This window comes from Streptacidiphilus sp. BW17, from assembly GCF_041262485.1.
Taxonomy (GTDB): domain Bacteria; phylum Actinomycetota; class Actinomycetes; order Streptomycetales; family Streptomycetaceae; genus Streptacidiphilus.
In genome coordinates, this window is sequence record NZ_JBGCCR010000002.1 from 154,919 (window position 1) to 172,296 (window position 17,378).

Genomic DNA, 17,378 nt, shown 5'->3' on the forward strand with positions numbered 1-17,378 from the left:
GCGTCGGTCAGCGGCTGAAACGCGTCGGCGCTTGAAATTGGTCGGCCGTAGGACCACCCTGGAGCCTATTGGCCTGCCTTTCCATGGCCAATTTCAGAAAGGTGGCCTCTCGTGGCTCTCCCTCCGTCATCGCGCACCGCCATCGGCTCGACACGACTCGAACGCGCGCTGGGTGACTGGCAGCGGCCCGGCCACGGCCCCGCGTACCGGGCACTGGCCGGCGGCCTGCGCACGCTGGTGCTGGACGGGCAGGTGCCGGTCGAGGCGCGGCTGCCGGCGGAGCGGGAGCTCTCCACGGCGCTCGGCATCAGCCGGACCACGGTCACCGCCGCGTACGAGCTGCTGCGGGACGAGGGCTTCCTCGCCAGCCGCCGGGGCGCGGGCAGTTGGACCGCGCTGCCGCCCGGCCGGACGGTGCACGGCGCGGGCCTCTCGCCGCTCCCCGCCGATCTCGTCGACAGCGTGATCGACCTCGGCATCGCCGCGCCCTCCGCCCCAGAGCCGTTCCTCACCGAGGCGATGGCGGCGGCCCTGGCCGGGCTTCCCCGCTACACCGACACCCACGGCGACTTCCCGCTCGGAATCCACGTGCTGCGGCATGCCGTCGCCGACCGCTTCACCGCGCGCGGGCTGCCCACCGATCCCGAGCAGATCATGATCACCACGGGCGCCGCCGGTGGCTTCGCCCTGCTGCTGCGTCACCTGCTCGCCCCGGCCGAGCGGGTGGCCGTCGAGTCGCCCAGCTACGCCAACGCGCTGCAGGCGCTCCGCTTCGCGGGCAGCCGGGTGGTGCCGGTCGCACTGCAGCAGGACGGCAGCGACCACACAGACGCGGGCGGCTGGGACGTGGAGGGCTGGTCCCGCACCCTGTGCGACGCCGCGCCCCGGCTCGGCTACCTGATCCCCGACTTCCACAACCCGACCGGCATGCTGATGTCCGAGGACGAGCGCCGGGCGCTGGTGGCGACCGCCCGCCGCACCGGGACGACGCTGATCGCCGACGAGACCATGGCCGAACTGGCACTGGAGCCGGACCTGGTGATGCCGCCTCCGCTGGCCGCGTTCGACCCCGGCGGCGGCACCGTGATCACGCTCGGCTCGACCGGCAAGACCTTCTGGGGCGGCCTGCGGATCGGCTGGATCCGCGCCTCGCCCGACCTCGTCCGCCGGATCAGGGCGGACCGGGCCAGCCTGGACGTCAGCTCCCCGGTCCTGGAGCAGCTGGCCGTCGCGCACCTGCTCTCCCCGGAGGTGCTGCCGCAGGTCCTGGCCCACCAGCGCGGCCGGATCCGCGTCCAACGGGACGCGCTGGTCGCCGCGCTGCGCGCCGAGCTCCCCGAGTGGACCTTCCGCACCCCGCAGGGCGGGCTCTCCCTCTGGGTCCACACCCCGGACGGCGTCTCCGGCAGCGTGCTGGCGACGACGGCCGAGCGGTTCGGGGTCTGGGTCGGCTCGGGCCCGCGCTTCGGGGTGGACGGAGTGCTGGAGCGCTTCGTCCGGCTCCCCTACGCCCAGCCGGCCGACATCCTCGGCGAGGCGGTACACCGTCTCGCGGCGGCGACCGCGACCCTGACCGCGCCGCACCGCGCCGAACCGGGCCGCACCGAACCGGGCAGCATCGCCTGGACCGGCGAGATCGCCCTGCTCTGAAGGGTTCTGACGGAGCGTCGGAAAACTGGAGAGCGGCGTTCACATGCCGGCGGACTCTCGCTCGCCGGCGCATGAACGCCGCTTTTCCCCCGTTCCCCCCTGCTCCCCCCGTTCCCGGGGCTCCCCCGAACCCCAGGACACTCCCCCATCCCCTGTGCTCCCCCGGGCCCGGCACCTGCTCCGCCGCCCCGTGTCGGCGGTGCAGTGCCTGGCCCCCGGTGGCCCGGGCTTTCCGCCCGGCCCTTCCCGGTGCCCACTACTTTGCCGTCGATGCAGGTCCGGAACCATCCGCGTCGGTACTCAACCCGTTCGGACGAGTGTCTGAGTAGAACTACTCAGAGATCATCGGTGCTTCCCCCAGGTCACGCGAGTAGTCGGGGGCCACTAGCCTTGTGCCCCGCGAATGACGCCGCGCCATCCACACAACGGGGGAAACATCCATGGGACTGCTGCCACTGATCTTCACCAGCGGCTGGGCCAGCGGTGTCAACGCCTACGCCGTGGTCCTGATCATGGGGCTGTTCGGCCGCTACGACCACGTGACCGTCGTGCCGCCGGGCCTGGAGCGGACCGACGTGCTGGTGATCGCGGGCGTCCTCTTCGTGATCGAGGCCGTCGCCGACAAGATCCCCTATGTGGACTCGGCCTGGGACGTCGTCCACACCGTGATCCGTCCCATCGCCGGAGGCGTCGTCGCGGCGCTGATCGCGGGCCACGCCCACGACTCGCTGACCACGCTCGGCGCCGCCGCGATCGGCGGCGGCACCGCGCTGGTCAGCCATCTGGTCAAAACCGGCGTGCGGATGGGCGTGAACACCTCCCCCGAGCCGTTCAGCAACATCGTGATCAGCATGGTCGAGGACCTGGCCGTCGCGGGACTGGTCGTCCTGGCGCTGTTCCACCCGGTCCCGGCCGCGATCATCGCCGGGGTGCTGCTGGCCGGGGGCGTGCTGCTGGTGCTGTTCACGATCTCGCGGATCCGCAAGTTCCTGCGCCGCCGCAAGGAGCGCCGCGCGGCGCGGGCGGGCCTGCGTCCGCAGCACGACCTCGTCGGCTGACCGTCCGTCAACCACGGCCCCGCAACTCCGCAGCAACTGGTCGCTGCAGGTCCCGCACGCGCCACACCGAGGGCGCCGATCCCCCGTCACCGGGATCGGCGCCCTCCGTCCGTTGACACCGTGTCGCATCACGGCGCCGAGCGATGTCAGACGATGTGGCGGCCGCCGTCCACGGTGAGCACGTCGCCCGTGGTGTAGCGCGCTTCGACCAGATAGTGGACGGCGCCGGCGACATCCTCGGGGGTGCCGACGCGGTGCAGCGGGGTGTTCGCCGTGATCCAGTCGCGGGAGGACTCCCAGACCTCGTCGGCGCCCTCGTACCAGGGGGTGTCGACCAGGCCGGGGGCGACGGCGTTGACGCGGATCTCGGGGCCGAGCTGGGAGGCCAGCAGGCGCGTCATGTGGTTCAGGGCCGCCTTGCTGACGGCGTAGGGGATGGAGCTGCCCAGGGCCCGGGTGGCGGAGACCGACGAGATGTTGACGATCGCTGCGGACTTGGCCTTGCGCAGGTGCGGGACGGCGGCGGTCGTCACCTGCCAGGCGCCGATCAGGTTGACGTCGAGGATCTCCCGCCAGGCTGCGGCATCGGGGGTGTCGAGGTCGTTCAGCGGGATGAACCGGGTGGTGCCGGCGTTGTTGACCAGGATGTCCAAGCGCCCGTAGGCGTCGACGGCGCTCTGCACGATCCGGCGGGCGTCGTCGGGATCGGCGACGTCTCCCTGGACATAGACAGCCTCGGGCAATTCGGACGCGAGAGCTCGGCCCGCCTCCTCGCTCCGGGTCGAATTGACCACGATTCGTATGCCCTCGTCAGCAAGCCGGCGAGCGATCGCCGCACCGATTCCCGAGGACGAACCAGTGATGAGGGCGACTCGACCCTGCTCCATTTCTGCCTCCATTTAAGCCGGTTGACATGCTCGACCGGTGGATCATACGGTATCACCAGTCGGAATCAAGTTTCCATGATACGGAATATTGCCCACTGCAATGGTGCAGATAGCGGCCTATGTCTGATTTGGTGCGTGTGCACCACGGCTGGGTGTTTCGCGCGAGAACCAGCCCCGACGCCCCTTCCCTGCTCTGCCAGGGCTTTCGCGCGTCATCGCATTTTTGGGGGAAATTCATGTCGCGGACGCATTCCGATTCCTCGCCGCAATGCCCGGCTGGAATCCATCACCTCGTGGGCGAACGGGTACGGGAGACCCCTGACGCCCTCGCGGTCCGGGAGGCCCTCACCGGTCGTGAGCTCAGCTACCGGAACCTCTGGGAACTCGCGGGCGCGACCGCGACGCGTCTCGCCGCGCTGGGAATCGGCCCCGGTGCCGTCGTCGCCCTCGACCTCGACCGGGGTGCCGACCTCGTCGTCGCCGCGCTCGCGGTGATCCGGACCGGCGCGGGCTACCTGCCCGTCGACGGCAGCGCCCCGGCCGACCGGGTCGCGGTGATCCTCTCCGACTCCCGGGCCCAGGCCGTCCTCGTGGGCGACGGGTCGGCGCGCCGCTCGCGCGCGATCCACCTGCCCCGCGCGATGCCGGTGCTGACGGTCGTGCGCGAGACGGAAGGTGGCGCCTCGTCACCCGCCGAACCCACCGACACCGCCGTGTTCGCCCCTGCGGTGGATGTCGACGAGGAAAGCCCGCTCTGCGTCGGATACACCTCCGGGTCCACCGGAGTCCCGAAGGGCGTCGTGGTACCCCACCGGGCCGTCCGCGATCTGGTCTCCGATCCCGCTGCCGTCGGCGCGATCACGGCCGCCGACCGGGTGGCCCAGCTGGCCAACCCGGCGTTCGACGCCTTCACGTGGGAGGTCTGGGGCGCGCTGACGGCCGGCGCGCCGCTGATCGTGCTGCCCACCGTCGTCGAGGTCGACCTGGCCCGCTGGTCCGGTCTGCTCGCCTACGAGTCGATCAGCAGCGCCCTGTTGACCACCTCGCTCTTCCACATGGTGTCCCGCGAGGCGCCCGGCTCGCTCGGGTGTCTGCGCCAACTCCTGGTCGGCGGCGAGCAGCTGGACCTGGCGGCGGCCGAGCGCGTGCTCGCCGCCGGAGCTCCGCAGACGCTCCTCAACATCTACGGGCCGACCGAGACCACTGTCTTCGCGACTGCGTTCGCGTGCACGCAAGCCTCACTGACGGGCCGCAGGCGCGTCCCCGTCGGCACCGCGGTACGCCGTGCGCAGTTGCACGTCCTCGACGACCGGATGCAGCCGGTGCCGGACGGAGAGACCGGGGAGCTGTACATCGGTGGTCCGTCCGTCACCAAGGGCTACCTCCACCAGCCCGAGCGCACCGCCCACGCCTACCGGGAGCTGGACGGTCACGGACTCGTCTACCGCACGGGCGACCTCGTGCGCCGACTGGCGGACGGCGAGCTGGAGGTCGTCGGACGAGCGGACCGCCAGGTCAAGCTCCGCGGCTTCCGCATCGAGCTCGAGGAGATCGAGCAGGCGGCGGTGGCCACCGGCCACGCCGAGGCCGCCTTCGTGGAGAAGCTCGGGGAAGGGCACACCGCGCGCCTTGTCGGAGCGTTCCTCAGGCCGGACCGCCGGGCGGTCCCGGACACCGGCGCGGCCGGGGCGGGCCCGGCCGGGCGACTCGCCGCCGCCCTCGCCTCCCGGTTGCCGACCTACATGCTTCCCGCCCTCTGGCTTCCGCTCGAGGACCTCCCGCTCGGCTCCACCGGGAAGGCGGACCGCACCCGCATCAGGGCCCTGCTGGCCGAGTTCGCGGACTCCGCCGCGCAGACCGCGCCCGGGGCAGCGGCTCCGGCCGCCGACCTGTCCGCCGACCCGGCCGCGAGCGCGCGCACCGGGAGCTCCGCTGCGGAGGGCGCGGCCCACACCGTGGCCGTCGTCTGGGCCGAGCTGCTCGGGCTTCCGGGTCCGGAGGCGCTCAGGCCCACGGACGACTTCCTCGGTCTGGGCGGCAACTCGATCCTCGCCACCCAGGCGGCCTTCCGCATCGCCGAGCGTCTGGGCACCCCGGTGGACCCCACCGACATCCTGCTCACCCCGAGCCTGACCGCCCTCGCCGCGCAGCTCGACGGGTCCGTCGCCGCGGACCGCTGAGTCGGCGGCTCCCGGCCGCCGACTCCGCTCCGCTCCCAGCTCCCACTCCGGTCGCACGTCACCGCCGCCCTCCTCCGGCGGCCGCCTCACGCACCACAAGGAGAACCACCCATGGCGCCACCGCGCCTTGCCGTACCCGAACGACGGGCCGCCGTCGTCGCACCGCTGTCGTCGGCCCAGGAGCGCCTCTGGTTCCTGCACCTGGCGGCTCCCGAATCGCCCGACTACAACGTTCCCCTGCTCACCCGCTGGCGCGAACCCGCCGACGTGTCCGCGCTCACCCGCGCCCTGTCCGCCGTCGTCGCCTGTCACGAGATCCTGCGGACCAACTACGAGGTCCGGGAGGGCCGCCCGGTCCAGGTCGTCCGGGCACCCGGCCCCGTCCCCTTGGACGTCGTCCGGGCCGAGGCGCCGACTCCGGACGAGCTGGCCCGGCACGCCCGTACGCCCTTCTCCCTCCAGAACGACCCGCTCCTGCGCGCGACGCTCTGGCAGGACGGTCGGGGCGGACCCGCCACCCTGCTGCTGAATATCCATCACATCGCCGTCGACGGCTGGTCCCTGTCGGCGCTCTACGACGCGCTCGCCACCGCCTACGACGCCGCGCTCACCGACCGGGACGCGGTGCCGGTGCTGCCCCAACCGCCGCTGCAGTACGCAGACTTCGCGGCCTGGGAGGCCGAGGCAGGGAACGCGTCCGAGCGGGAGGCGCGCCTCGAAGCCCGCGCGCAACTGATCGGCCCGGCCGCCGGCGAGGCCGTCACCCTCGGCCCGGTCGCCCCCCGTGCGCGCAGCGCCGAGGGAGAGCGCACCGGAGCCCAGCACCGGTTCACCCTCGACGCGGAACTCGCCGCTGCGGCAGCCGACCTGGCCAGACAGCTGAGAGTGACGCCCTTCGTGGTGCTCTTCGGCGCGTTCCAGGCGGTCGTCCAGCGTTGGAGCCGTCGTGACAGCTTCCTGGTGGGAACGGTCGCCGCCAACCGCAGCCATCCGGCCGTGGACGGACTGGTCGGCTTCTTCGTCAACACCGTTCCGCTGCTCTGCACCCCGGACCCCGACGCGGACTTCGCCGCCCTGTGCACCGGCTCCCGGGCCGAGGTGTTCGGCATCCTCGCCCACCAGGGCATCCCGTTCCAGCGACTGGCGGCCAGGTTCGGCTCCGAGGGCCTGGCCGACCTCGGCTTCGTCCTGCAGAACGCGCCCGCCGTGCCCCGCAACGGCCGCTGGGACGTGCCGGAACTGCTGCCCACGGGCACCGCCAAGCAGGACCTGTCGCTCGTCCTGGAGTACGCACCCGACGGCGAGCTGCGCGCCACGGTGGAGTACGACACCGACCGGTACACCGACGCGGTCGCCCGCAGTCTGGCCGAGGGTTTCACCGTGCTGCTGCAGGCAGCGGTGGCCCGCCCGGACACGCCGCTCAAGGACCTTCCGCTCGCCCGGCCCCGCCCCGGAGCGCACCCCACCGGGGTCCTCGTCGGCAGCGAACCCGAGGCGTACCCGGAGCAGACGGTAACCGCCGCCCTGGAGCGGGTGCTGACGGAGCGTCAACCGCATGACCCGGACGCCGTGGCCGTCGAGGCCACGGGTGCGGTGCTGACCCGGCGTGAGCTCGCGTCGTGGTCGGCCGCCATCGCGGCCCGGCTGCGCGCGGTCGGCGTCGGCCCCGGGAGCCTGGTCCCCGTCCTCGCCGCCCGCGGCCCGGCCCTGGTCGCCGCGTGGGTCGGTGTCCTGCGCGTCGGGGCCGCCTTCGTCCCGCTCGCCTTGGACGCCCCTCCCGCGCGGATCGCCTACATCATCGAGCAGACCGGAGCCGACCGGGTGCTCGTCTGTCCGGAGGGCGCCCGCTGCCTGGCCGACCTCGGGACGTCCGCCGAGGCCGCGTCCATCGAGGCTGCGTCCGCCGAGGCCGCGTCCATCGAGGCTGCGTCCATCGAGGTCGCGTCCATCGAGGAGAGGGCCGCCGCCCCGCAGGAACCGACGGCCGACAGCCGTGTCCCCGGGCCCGAGGATCCGGCGGCCGTGATCTACACCTCCGGCACCACCGGCCGTCCCAAGGGCGTCGTCGTCCCGCAGCGCGGGCTGCTGGCCACCGCCCTGTGGTGGGGCCGCGACTGCGGTCTCGGGCCCGACGACCGCCTGCTGGTCACCGCGGGGACCGCGTTCGACCCCGCCGCCTTCAACGTGGTGGAGGCGCTGCTGGCCGGCGCCGTCCTGGTGCTCGCCGACGACGTCGAGCGTCGCGATCCGAGCGCGCTGCTCAACCTGATCCGCGGGCCCAAGGGCGCCACCGTCGCCGGATCCGTCACGCCCAGCCTGCTCCGCGCGATGCTCGACGCGGACACCGCCGAAGGTGTGGACACCGCCGAAGGTGCGAGCACTGCCGAAGGTGCAAGCACCACCCTGCACACGCTCTACTCGGGCGGCGAGGCCCTGCCGCGCCGGCTCGCCCTCGCCTGCGCCGCGCGCTGGGGCGCCCGGGTCGTCAACGTCTACGGCCCGACCGAGGCCTCCTGCAACAGCACCTACTCCGCGTTCGATCCGACCGACGAGCGCGCCCCGGCCATCGGCGTCCCGCTCCCCGGCATGCGCGCGTACGTGCTCGGTCCGCACGGCGAGGAGTTGCCCCCCGGGGTGCCCGGCGAGCTGTACCTGGCCGGAACCGGAGTGGCGCTCGGCTATCTGGCGGCGCCGGAGCAGACCGCGCGCTCGTTCCCGCCGGACCGCCACGCCGCGCGCTTTGGTGCGGGCGCGGACGCACGCATGTACCGCACCGGCGACCTGGTGGTCCTGCGGGACGACAGCCAACTGGGCTACCTGGGCCGGGCCGACGACCAGCTCAAGATCCTCGGCAACCGCATCGAACCCGCCGAGATCACCCGCGTCGTCGAGGAGCACCCCGCGGTCACGGCCGCCGCCGTGCACGCGACCGGCACCCCTCCCGCCCTCGTCTGCTACGTCGAACTCGCCCGTGAGGGCGACCGGGAGGGCGACCGGCCGCCGACCCGCGAGGAGTTGGTCCGACCGCTGGCCCGCTGGCTGCCGACGGCCGCGCTGCCGACCGAGGTGTACGCCGTCGAGGCCCTGCCGCGCACGGTCAACGACAAGGTCGACTTCGCCGCCCTCGCCCTGCTCCGCGACCGGCCGCTGGCCTCCGGTGCGCCGACCCGCAAGGCCGAGCTCACCGCCGGTCAGCAGCAGGCCGCCGCCCTGATCGCCGGCGTGCTCGCCGACGTGCTCGCCGGAAGGGCAGGCGCTCCGACGGCCGACAGCCTCGGGCCCGAGGCCGACTTCTTCGCCCTCGGCGGGCACTCGCTGCTCGCCGTGCGGGTGGTGGCGGAGGCCGAACGCCGCCACGGCGTACCGGTGCCGTTGCGGGTCTTCCTGGCCGACCCCACCGTGGCCGGGCTGGCCCGCGCGCTCGGAGCCGAGGCGTCCTCGGCGCGTCACACCGCCGCACCGGCCGAGGAGTTCGACCCGGACGCCGAGTACCCCGTCGGCTCGGTGCAGCAGCGCCTGTGGGCACTCGACCGGATCCGGGCGCTGCGCACCGCCTACCTGGCACCCGCCGTCGTGGCCGTCGACGGGCCCGTCGACCGGGACGCGCTGCGCAAGGCCTTCGCACAGGCCCTGGCCCGGCACCCGGCGCTGCGGTCCCGCTTCCGTCTCGACACCAGGACCCGCCGGGTGCTGTGCCGCACCGACGGTCCGTCACCCGAGGTCGTGCTGACGGACGGCAGCGGCTGGAGTGCGGCCGAACTCGAGGAGGAGCTGGCCCGCCTGTGCTGGACGCCCTTCGACCTCGCCCGCGAGGCACCCGCCCGAGGCGCCGTCATCACGGCGGCACCGGAGTGCACCCTGCTGGTCTTCGGCGTGCACCACATCGTCTCCGACGGCTGGTCGGTGGACCTTGTCCTGCGCGACTCCGCCGCGCTCTACCGCGCGCTGACCACGGGCGTGCCCGCCGTCCTGCCCGCGCCGAGCCACCCTGGCTCGGTCCGGGCGGAGCAGGAGGGCGACGAGGCAGGCCTCGCCGCGGCTCTCGCCGGACTGCGCGGAGCGCCGGTCGACATCGAACTGCCGCACGACCGCCCCCGGGGCAGGACGCAGAGCACGGACGCGGACCAGCGCACCGCGGTGCTGTCGGGCGCCGGGGCGGAACGACTGCTGGAGCGGACGACGGCCCGCGGCTGCACCCCGTTCATGGTGGGCGTGGCCCTGCTGGCCGTCGTCCTCTCCCGGCGCGGCGGGCAGCGGGACTTCCTGTTCGCCTTCCCCTGGGCCTCCCGGGACGGGGCGGACCGGGCGGAGGCGGTCGGCATGTTCGTCAACACGCTTCTGGTCCGGGCCGACCTGCGGACCAACCCGACCTGGGCGGAGCTGCTGGAGCAGGTCCGGGAGGCCGCGCTGACGGCGTACCGGTACGCCGACGCACCGTTCGACGCGCTCGCCGCGGCCCTGCATCCGGGGCGTGACCTCAGCCGTCCGGCCGTCACCCCCGTCTATCTGAACGCCGTGGCCGAACCGCCGGCGCCGCCCGTCCTCGCTCCGGAGGCCCGCTGTCGCTTCGTCACCCCGCCCCGACTGAGGGCGAAGTACGAACTGGAGCTGACCGTCAGCGGCGGCCCCGGCCGTCTCGACCTCTCCTTGACCTACCTCACCGCCCTGTTCGACGCCAACACCGTCGACTCACTCCTGGCCGATCTGGTCCAGGCCGCCACCGACCTCACCGACTCCTGGGAGACCCCTGTGCTGAGCACCGACCCGCAGCTGCCCGCCGCCGACCTGGCCGACCAGGTGACCGCCGCCTGGACCGAGGTCCTGGACGGAGCCGCGGTGGACGACGACGTCAACTTCTTCGACGCCGGCGGTGACTCCCTGCTGCTCATCGTCCTCATGGAGCGGCTCTCCGAACTGACGGGCCGTGAGCTGGAGGCGGCGGACCTGTTCGAGCACAGCACCATCGAGGCCCAGGTCGCCTTCCTCTCCGGGGCCGAGGGCGGTTCCGCGTGACCGGCACCGAAGCGATCGCTCTGATCGGCGTCGGCTGCCGCTTCCCCGACGCCTGGACCCCCGAGCAGTACTGGGCCAACATCGCCGCGGGCCGGGTCTCGATCCGGGATCTCGACCCGGACCTGCTGCTGGCCGCAGGGCGGGACCGCGCGACCCTGGACGACGAGGAGTTCGTCGCCCGCGGGGCCGGAATCCCGAACCCCGGGGACTTCGCCGCCGAGTTCTTCGGCTACTCCCCGGCCGAGGCCGCCGCGACCGATCCGCAGCAGCGCGTCTTCCTCGAAGTCTGCTGGCAGGCGCTGGAGTCCGCCGGGCACGCGCCGCACGACGGTCGCACGGTCACCGGCGTGTTCGCGGGCGGCAGCCCGAGCACCTACCTGGCGGCCCTCCAGGCCGACCGGGCCCGCACCGACGGTGTCCTGGGCGCCGTCGACGACGTCGCCCTGCACCTGGGCGGCCTCGGCGACTTCCTGCCCTCCCGGGTGGCCTACAAGCTCGGGCTGCGCGGACCCTCCATCGGCGTGCAGACCGCGTGCTCCTCCTCGCTCACCGCCGTGCACTACGCCGTCCAGAGCCTCCGCTCCGGCGAGTGCGACCTGGCGCTGGCCGGCGGGGCGTCCGTCAACGAGCCGATGCTCGGCTACCGCTACCACCCGGGCGGGCTGCAGTCCAAGGACGGCTACTGCCGCCCGTTCGACGCCCGCTCCACCGGAACCTCGTTCAGCTCGGGTGTCGGGGTCGTGGCCCTGCGCCGCCTGTCGGACGCCCTGCGGGACGGCGACCCGGTCCTTGCCGTGGTGCACGGCACCGCCGTGGGCAACGACGGGTCGGCCCGTTCGGGCTTCACCGCGCCGAGCCCGAGCGGTCTGGCCGACGTGGTCGCGGCAGCATTGGACGCGGCGGAGATCCGCGGCGAGCAGCTGCGCTATGTCGAGGCGCACGGCTCGGGCACCCCACTCGGCGACCAGATCGAGCTGCGCGGGCTCACCTCGGCCCTGCGTCGGGCCGGACACAGCTCCGGAGCGACCGCCCCGGCGAACTACTGCGGCCTGGGCTCGGTCAAGGCCAACATCGGCCACGCCGGTCCGGCCGCGGGCATCGCCGGACTGATCAAGGCCGTGGGGATCGCCCGGACGGGCCAGCTGCCTCCGCACCCGCTCTTCGAGCGGCCCCGCAACCCCGGTGTCCTGGCCGACTCCCCGTTCCGGATCGGCACCGAGCCCGCCTCGGTCGGCGCAGGCGACCCCGCCTACGTCCTGGTGAACTCGATGGGCCTGGGCGGCACCAACGCCACCGCGGTGATCGGACCACCGCCCGAGCCGGTCCGCCCGCCCGCCCCGTCCCGCGCCACGGTCCGCCTGCTGCTTTCCGCCCGCTCGGAGGACGAACTCGCCACGGTCGCCACGGAGTTGGCGGATGCACTCAGCGGCCCTCACGCGCCGGCCCTGTCCGACGCCGCCCACACCCTGCGGGTGGGCCGCACCGCGCACCGCCACCGTCGCGTGGTGGAGGTCGCCACCGACGCCGCCGCCACCGATGCCGCGGACGCGGACGCGGACGCGGACACCGGGAGCGTCGCAGCCGCGGCCCTGCGTGCGCCGACGGCGGAGCCGGCCCGGCGACTGCCCAAGGTGGTCCTGGCGCTTCCCGCCGACCACGAGCCGACGGAACTCGACGCGCTGGTGCTGGAGCGTCTGACGGCCGCCTTCCGCGGTCGGGCGGAGACCGCAGGCCCCGGACAGCCGCTCCGGCTCGACCGGTTCACCGTGCTGGTCGGAGCCGGCGAGCCGGGCGAAGGCCGCCACGTGCTCCCCCTCGACGGTCTCGTCGACGCCGACGGCACCTGCGACCAGGCCGAGTTGACGCTGCGCGTCGATGCGGCAGCCGCCTCGGCGTGGCTGCACGGCGCGGAGGTGGACTGGCAGTTCCTGGGCGGAGAGGCGGGCCGCCGCGTCGCCCTGCCCACCTACCCGTTCACCCGCACGACCCACTGGGCGCTCGACGACCTGCCCCCGCTCGCCGCACCGGCCGTCGCCCCGGCGGGCGTTGCCCTCTCCGCGACGGGCGGACGCGAAGACGATCCCGGCGAGCCCGGCCGGCCCGGCGAGCGAGTCGCTGACGCGGGTGCCGGAGACGGCGACCCGGTCGAGGCGACAGTGCTCGCCCTGTGGCGCCGCGTCCTCGGCCACCCCGACCTCGACCTCGACGGCGGCTTCGACGCCCACGGCGGCGACTCGCTCGCCGCGTTGCGGATCGAGGCGGGTACCCGGAAGGCGTTCGGCGTCGAGGTGAGCCTCTACCGCGTCGGCGGCGCGGACGCCACGGCGCGCCGGATGGCGCAGATCGTGCGCGCGTTGGGCACCGCCGCGGAGCCGGGCGGCACCGCGAACGGCACCGGCCCGGCGGCGGAGTCCGCAGCGGAGGCCGACCCGCTCGACGCCGATCTGCTGCTCGACCTCGGCGCCCTGCTGCCGACGGCCCCGCGCCCCGCTGCCGGGGGCGCCCTGTTGACCGGCGCCACCCGGTTCCTGGACACCTTCGTGCTGCACGAACTCCTGAAGCGCACCGGCGGACTGGTCCACTGCGTCGTTCCGGCGGACGACGAAGCGGAGGCCAGGCAGGTGCTGCGGGCGCGCGCCGCCGCGTGCGCCCTTCCCGAGCCCGACCCGCGCCGGGTCCGGCCCCTGTGCGTCGGCGCGGACGGCTCCCGTGACTGGACGACGCGGCTGGGTCAACTCCCGGCCGGGATCGCCAGGGTGTTCCACACCGCCGCACCGTTCGGTCTTGAAGGTGCGTACGAGGATGTGCGCGAGGAGACCGTGCTCCCGCTGGCCCGGCTGCTGCGCTGGATGCGGCAGACCGGCGTGGACGACCTCGCCCTGCTCTCCACGCTCAGCGCGTGCGGCTCGGGCCTCGGCGGCACCCTGCACATCGAGGAGACGCGGCAGCAGCCGCTGCGGCCGGGCATGCCCGGCGGGGCGGTGGCGGCCTGGGTCGGCGAACGCCTCGCCGAACGGGCCGAGCAGGACGGCATGCGCGTACGGGTGTTCCGCACCGGGCTGCTCCTGGGCGCCGCCGACACGGGCGCGTGCGACCCGGACCACCCGCTGCTCCGGCTGGTCACGGGGGCCCTGGCCGTGGGCGTCCATCCGCGCGACGAGCGTCCGCTGGCGGTCAGCCCGGTCGACCTGGCGGCGCGTGCCGTGGCCGAACTCGCCCTCTCCCCCGCGTCCGAGGGACGTGCCTACCACCTGGTGGCCGGGCGGACCCGCTCCGCCGGACAGCTCTTCGACCTGCTCGCCGCGGCGGGTCGGTCGACCCGGACGGTGAGCGAGCGGGAATGGCAACGCGCGGTCGCCCTGCGCGCCCTCGATCGCGAGAACGAGGCGCTGGACCCGCTCGCCGTCCACGGCCTCGCCCGACTGGTCGTGGGAGCCCCTTCGGTGGAGGCCCACGCCTGGCGCGGCTGGCTGGACGCCGCCGGGCTCGACCCCGAACCCTCAGCCGCCGCGCTGCTGAGCAGCCTCGCCTTCGCCGCCGCCCAGCGGTCCGACTACGCCGAACTGCTCGGCACTCCCGTGGAGACCCGATGACCGACCTGCTCGCCCCCCTGCCCGCACCGCCTGACCTCCCGTCACCTGCCCCGCTCTCCCGCACCCTGTTCGACTGGTTCGCCGAGACGGCGGCCGTCCACCCGGACGAGCCGGCGCTCGAGGTCCTGGGCCGCTGCCACAGCTACCGTGAGCTGGAGGACCGTGCGGCAGCCGTCGCCTGCGCCCTCCTGCGCGCCAACGGCGGAACCGCGCCGAAGCGGGTCGCGCTGCTGGCCTCGCGCAGCCTCACCGCGTTCGCCGGCTACCTGGCCGCGCTGCGCCTCGGCGCCACCGTCACTCCGCTCAACCCGGGCTACCCGGTCACCCGGAACCGTTCTGTGTGGCAACTCGCCGCCAGTGACGTCCTGCTGGCCGACGAGACCGGCGCGGCCCAGCTCTCCGGCGAGGACTTCAGCGGCGGGCCCGCCCTGCTCAGGCTGACCGGGGCGGAGACCGCACAGCTGCGGTCCGACACCGCCGCCCTGCCCGCGTTCGGCACGACCCCGGCGGACGTCGCCTACATCCTGTTCACCTCCGGCTCCACCGGGCGCCCCAAGGGCGTGCCGATCCGTCACGCGAACCTCGCGCCGTACATCGCGCACAACATCGAGCGGTTCGAGGTCGGACCCCGGTGCCGGGTGTCGCACACCTTCGACCTCACCTTCGACCCTTCCGTCTTCGACCTCTTCGTCACCTGGGGCGGGGGCGCGACGCTGGTCGTGCCCCAGCGCAGCGAGCTGATGAAGCCCGTCCAGTACGTCGCCGACCGCGGCATCACGCACTGGTTCTCCGTCCCCTCGGTGGTGTCGGTCTCCGCCAGCCTCGGGACCCTCCCTGCCGACGGGGCTCCGGCGCTGCGCCATGCCGTCTTCATCGGCGAGCAACTGACGGAGCGTCAGGCCAGGCTGTGGGCCGCGGCCGCCCCCGACGCCGTGGTCACCAACGTCTACGGGCCCACCGAACTGACGGTCGCCTGCTCCGAGTTCCAGCTTCCCCGGAACGTCTCCGAATGGGCGCCCACCTCCAACGACACCGTCCCCATCGGTGCCGTCTACCCCTTCCTCGACCACGTCGTCCTCGGCGAGGACGGGCTTCCGGCCGAGGAGGGCGAGCTGTGCGTCCGCGGACCGCAGCGCTTCGACGGCTACCTCGATCCCTCCGACGACCACGGCCGATTCCTCTCCTACGAACCGGACGACGAGCCGCATCGCGGGCCGGATCGCGGGTCGGACCGCGGTCGGCCCGCCCGGATCTACCGGGGCGACGGACCGCTGACCGCGGCCTACTGGTACCGGACCGGCGACCGGGTCCGCCACGAACACGGTTCCCTGGTCCACCTCGGCCGTCTCGACAGCCAGGTGAAGATCCGCGGCTACCGCGTCGAGCTCGGGGAGATCGAGACCGCGCTGCGTCGGCACCCCGCCATGGCGGAGGCCGTCGTGCTGGCCGTCCCCGGTAGCGACGGGACCGAGTTGACCGCCTGCCACACCGGCGACCCGGTCACCGCCACCGAGGTGATGCTGTGGCTGCGCAAGCGGATCCCGGTCCACATGGTGCCGCGCCGCTACGAGCATCTCGACGCCCTGCCGCTCAACGCCAACGGGAAGATCGACCGCCCGGCCCTGGTACGCCGGTTCACCCCCGGGCGCGCCGAAGGGAACGGCTGAACCACCATGACGTTCTCGATGACCGCGCTGCTCCGCAAGGTCCAGGCGCCCTCACCGGTGGTCAGGAGCCTGGCCGTCAGCAACCTCGCCAGGACGGTCGCCAACGGCTTCCTGCTCTCCGTCACCGTGCTCTACTTCATCCGCGCGGTCGGGATCGACGCCGACCGCGTCGGGCTCGGCATGACCGTGGCCGCCGTGCTGGCCATGCTGGCCAGCATCCCCGCCGGACAACTGTCGGACCGGCTGGGCTCACGCAACACCTCGGTGGCCTTCGGGGTGGTCCAGGGCCTGGCCGTCTGCGCCTACGCCCTGGTCGGCGGCTTCGCCGGATTCCTGGTCGTCGCCTCCCTCTCCGCCGTCGCCGACGCGGGCGGTGCCGCCGCGCGCGGCGCACTGATCGCCGAAGCGCTGCCTGCGGCGGACCGGGTGCGCGCCCGCGCCTACCTCCAGTCCGTCATCAACGTCGGCCTGGCACTGGGCACGTTGGCGGGCGGCCTGGCCCTGGCCGCCGACTCGGGCAGCCTCTACCGGTGGCTGCTCGCCGCGGCCGGCGTGCTGTTCACCGCGGGCGGGCTGCTCTGCCTGCCGCTGCCGACCGAGCGTGCCGAGGCGGCGGGCCCCGCGCACGCGCGTGCCAACGTCCTGCGCGACCTGCCGTACGTCGTCGTCTCGGTCCTCAACGCCGTCCTCGTCCTCGGGACGGACGCGTTGCTGACGGTGGCCCTGCCCATCTGGATCGCGCTGCGCACGCATGTGCCCGTCTCCGTGTACGCCGGGCTCGTCTTCGTCAACACCGCCATGTGCGTGCTGTTCCAGGTGCGTCTGAGCCGCGGTGCCGAGGACGTCCCGGGCGGCGGTCGCGCCATGCGGAAGGCCGGGATCCTGCTCGCGCTGTGCTGCGCCTGCTTCGCCTTGTCCGCCGGACAGCCGGCCTGGGTGGCCGTGGTCTGCCTGGTGGCCGGAGCCGTCCTGCAGGTGTGCGGGGAGATGCTCCACTCGGCCGGCTCCTGGGCGCTGTCCTACGACCTCTCCCCCGAGCACGCGCACGGCCAGTACCAGGGCATGTTCAACCTGACCCAGCGGGTCGGGGCGGCGGTGACCCCGGCGCTCACCACCACCGTGATCGTCGCCTGGGGCTGGCCCGGCTGGACGCTGTTCGGCTCCGTCCTCCTCGCGGGCGGCCTGGCCACCCCCGCCGTGGCCCGCTGGGCCGAGCGCACCCGGGCCGCCGGTCCCGGCGTCCCCGCCGACGCCCCGGCTGACGCCCCCGCCGACGAGCGCGGCGACCAGCACACGGACCCCGCGCAGGTGGGCGCGCCGGCCTGACCGC

At 73.9% G+C, this 17,378-nt stretch carries 8 protein-coding genes; 7 read left to right on the forward strand and 1 reads right to left on the reverse strand.

What is annotated here, in order from left to right; all coding sequences use genetic code 11:
• Positions 1–111 precede the first annotated feature (111 nt).
• A complete protein-coding gene (locus ABH940_RS02790) occupies positions 112–1,650 on the forward strand; it encodes a PLP-dependent aminotransferase family protein (RefSeq protein WP_370104112.1) in 1,539 nt (512 codons plus the stop codon).
• 440 nt (positions 1,651–2,090) lie between these two features.
• Complete coding sequence (locus ABH940_RS02795) at positions 2,091–2,708, forward strand: DUF4126 domain-containing protein (RefSeq protein WP_370064681.1); 618 nt, start codon at positions 2,091–2,093, stop codon at positions 2,706–2,708.
• 146 nt (positions 2,709–2,854) lie between these two features.
• On the opposite strand, the gene ABH940_RS02800 is transcribed toward ABH940_RS02795, so the two are convergent.
• Positions 2,855–3,607: an SDR family NAD(P)-dependent oxidoreductase gene (locus ABH940_RS02800; protein ID WP_370104114.1), complete on the reverse strand. Its 753-nt coding sequence runs from the start codon at positions 3,605–3,607 to the stop codon at positions 2,855–2,857.
• Positions 3,608–3,888: 281 nt separating this feature from the next.
• Here ABH940_RS02800 and ABH940_RS02805 point away from each other — a divergent pair, with 281 nt between their 5' ends.
• The 5 genes from ABH940_RS02805 (at position 3,889) to ABH940_RS02825 (ending at position 17,374) form a co-directional block, all read left to right on the forward strand.
• Positions 3,889–5,775 (forward strand): non-ribosomal peptide synthetase, encoded by a 1,887-nt coding sequence (locus ABH940_RS02805; protein WP_370104116.1) that lies wholly within the window; start codon positions 3,889–3,891, stop codon positions 5,773–5,775.
• 111 nt (positions 5,776–5,886) lie between these two features.
• Positions 5,887–10,788, forward strand: coding sequence for an amino acid adenylation domain-containing protein (locus tag ABH940_RS02810; RefSeq protein WP_370104118.1), 4,902 nt, complete (start codon positions 5,887–5,889; stop codon positions 10,786–10,788).
• Positions 10,785–14,381 carry a beta-ketoacyl synthase N-terminal-like domain-containing protein gene (locus ABH940_RS02815; RefSeq protein WP_370104120.1) on the forward strand — a complete coding sequence of 1,199 codons (3,597 nt, stop codon included), beginning with the start codon at positions 10,785–10,787 and terminating at the stop codon, positions 14,379–14,381. The genes ABH940_RS02810 and ABH940_RS02815 overlap by 4 nt, the downstream gene beginning before the upstream one ends.
• Positions 14,378–16,048, forward strand: a complete 1,671-nt coding sequence (locus ABH940_RS02820) for an amino acid adenylation domain-containing protein (protein WP_370104122.1) — start codon at positions 14,378–14,380, stop codon at positions 16,046–16,048. Before ABH940_RS02815 ends, ABH940_RS02820 begins: the two co-directional genes overlap by 4 nt.
• Before the next feature lie 6 nt (positions 16,049–16,054).
• Positions 16,055–17,374: an MFS transporter gene (locus ABH940_RS02825; RefSeq protein ID WP_370104124.1), complete on the forward strand. Its 1,320-nt coding sequence runs from the start codon at positions 16,055–16,057 to the stop codon at positions 17,372–17,374.
• Positions 17,375–17,378 lie beyond the last annotated feature (4 nt).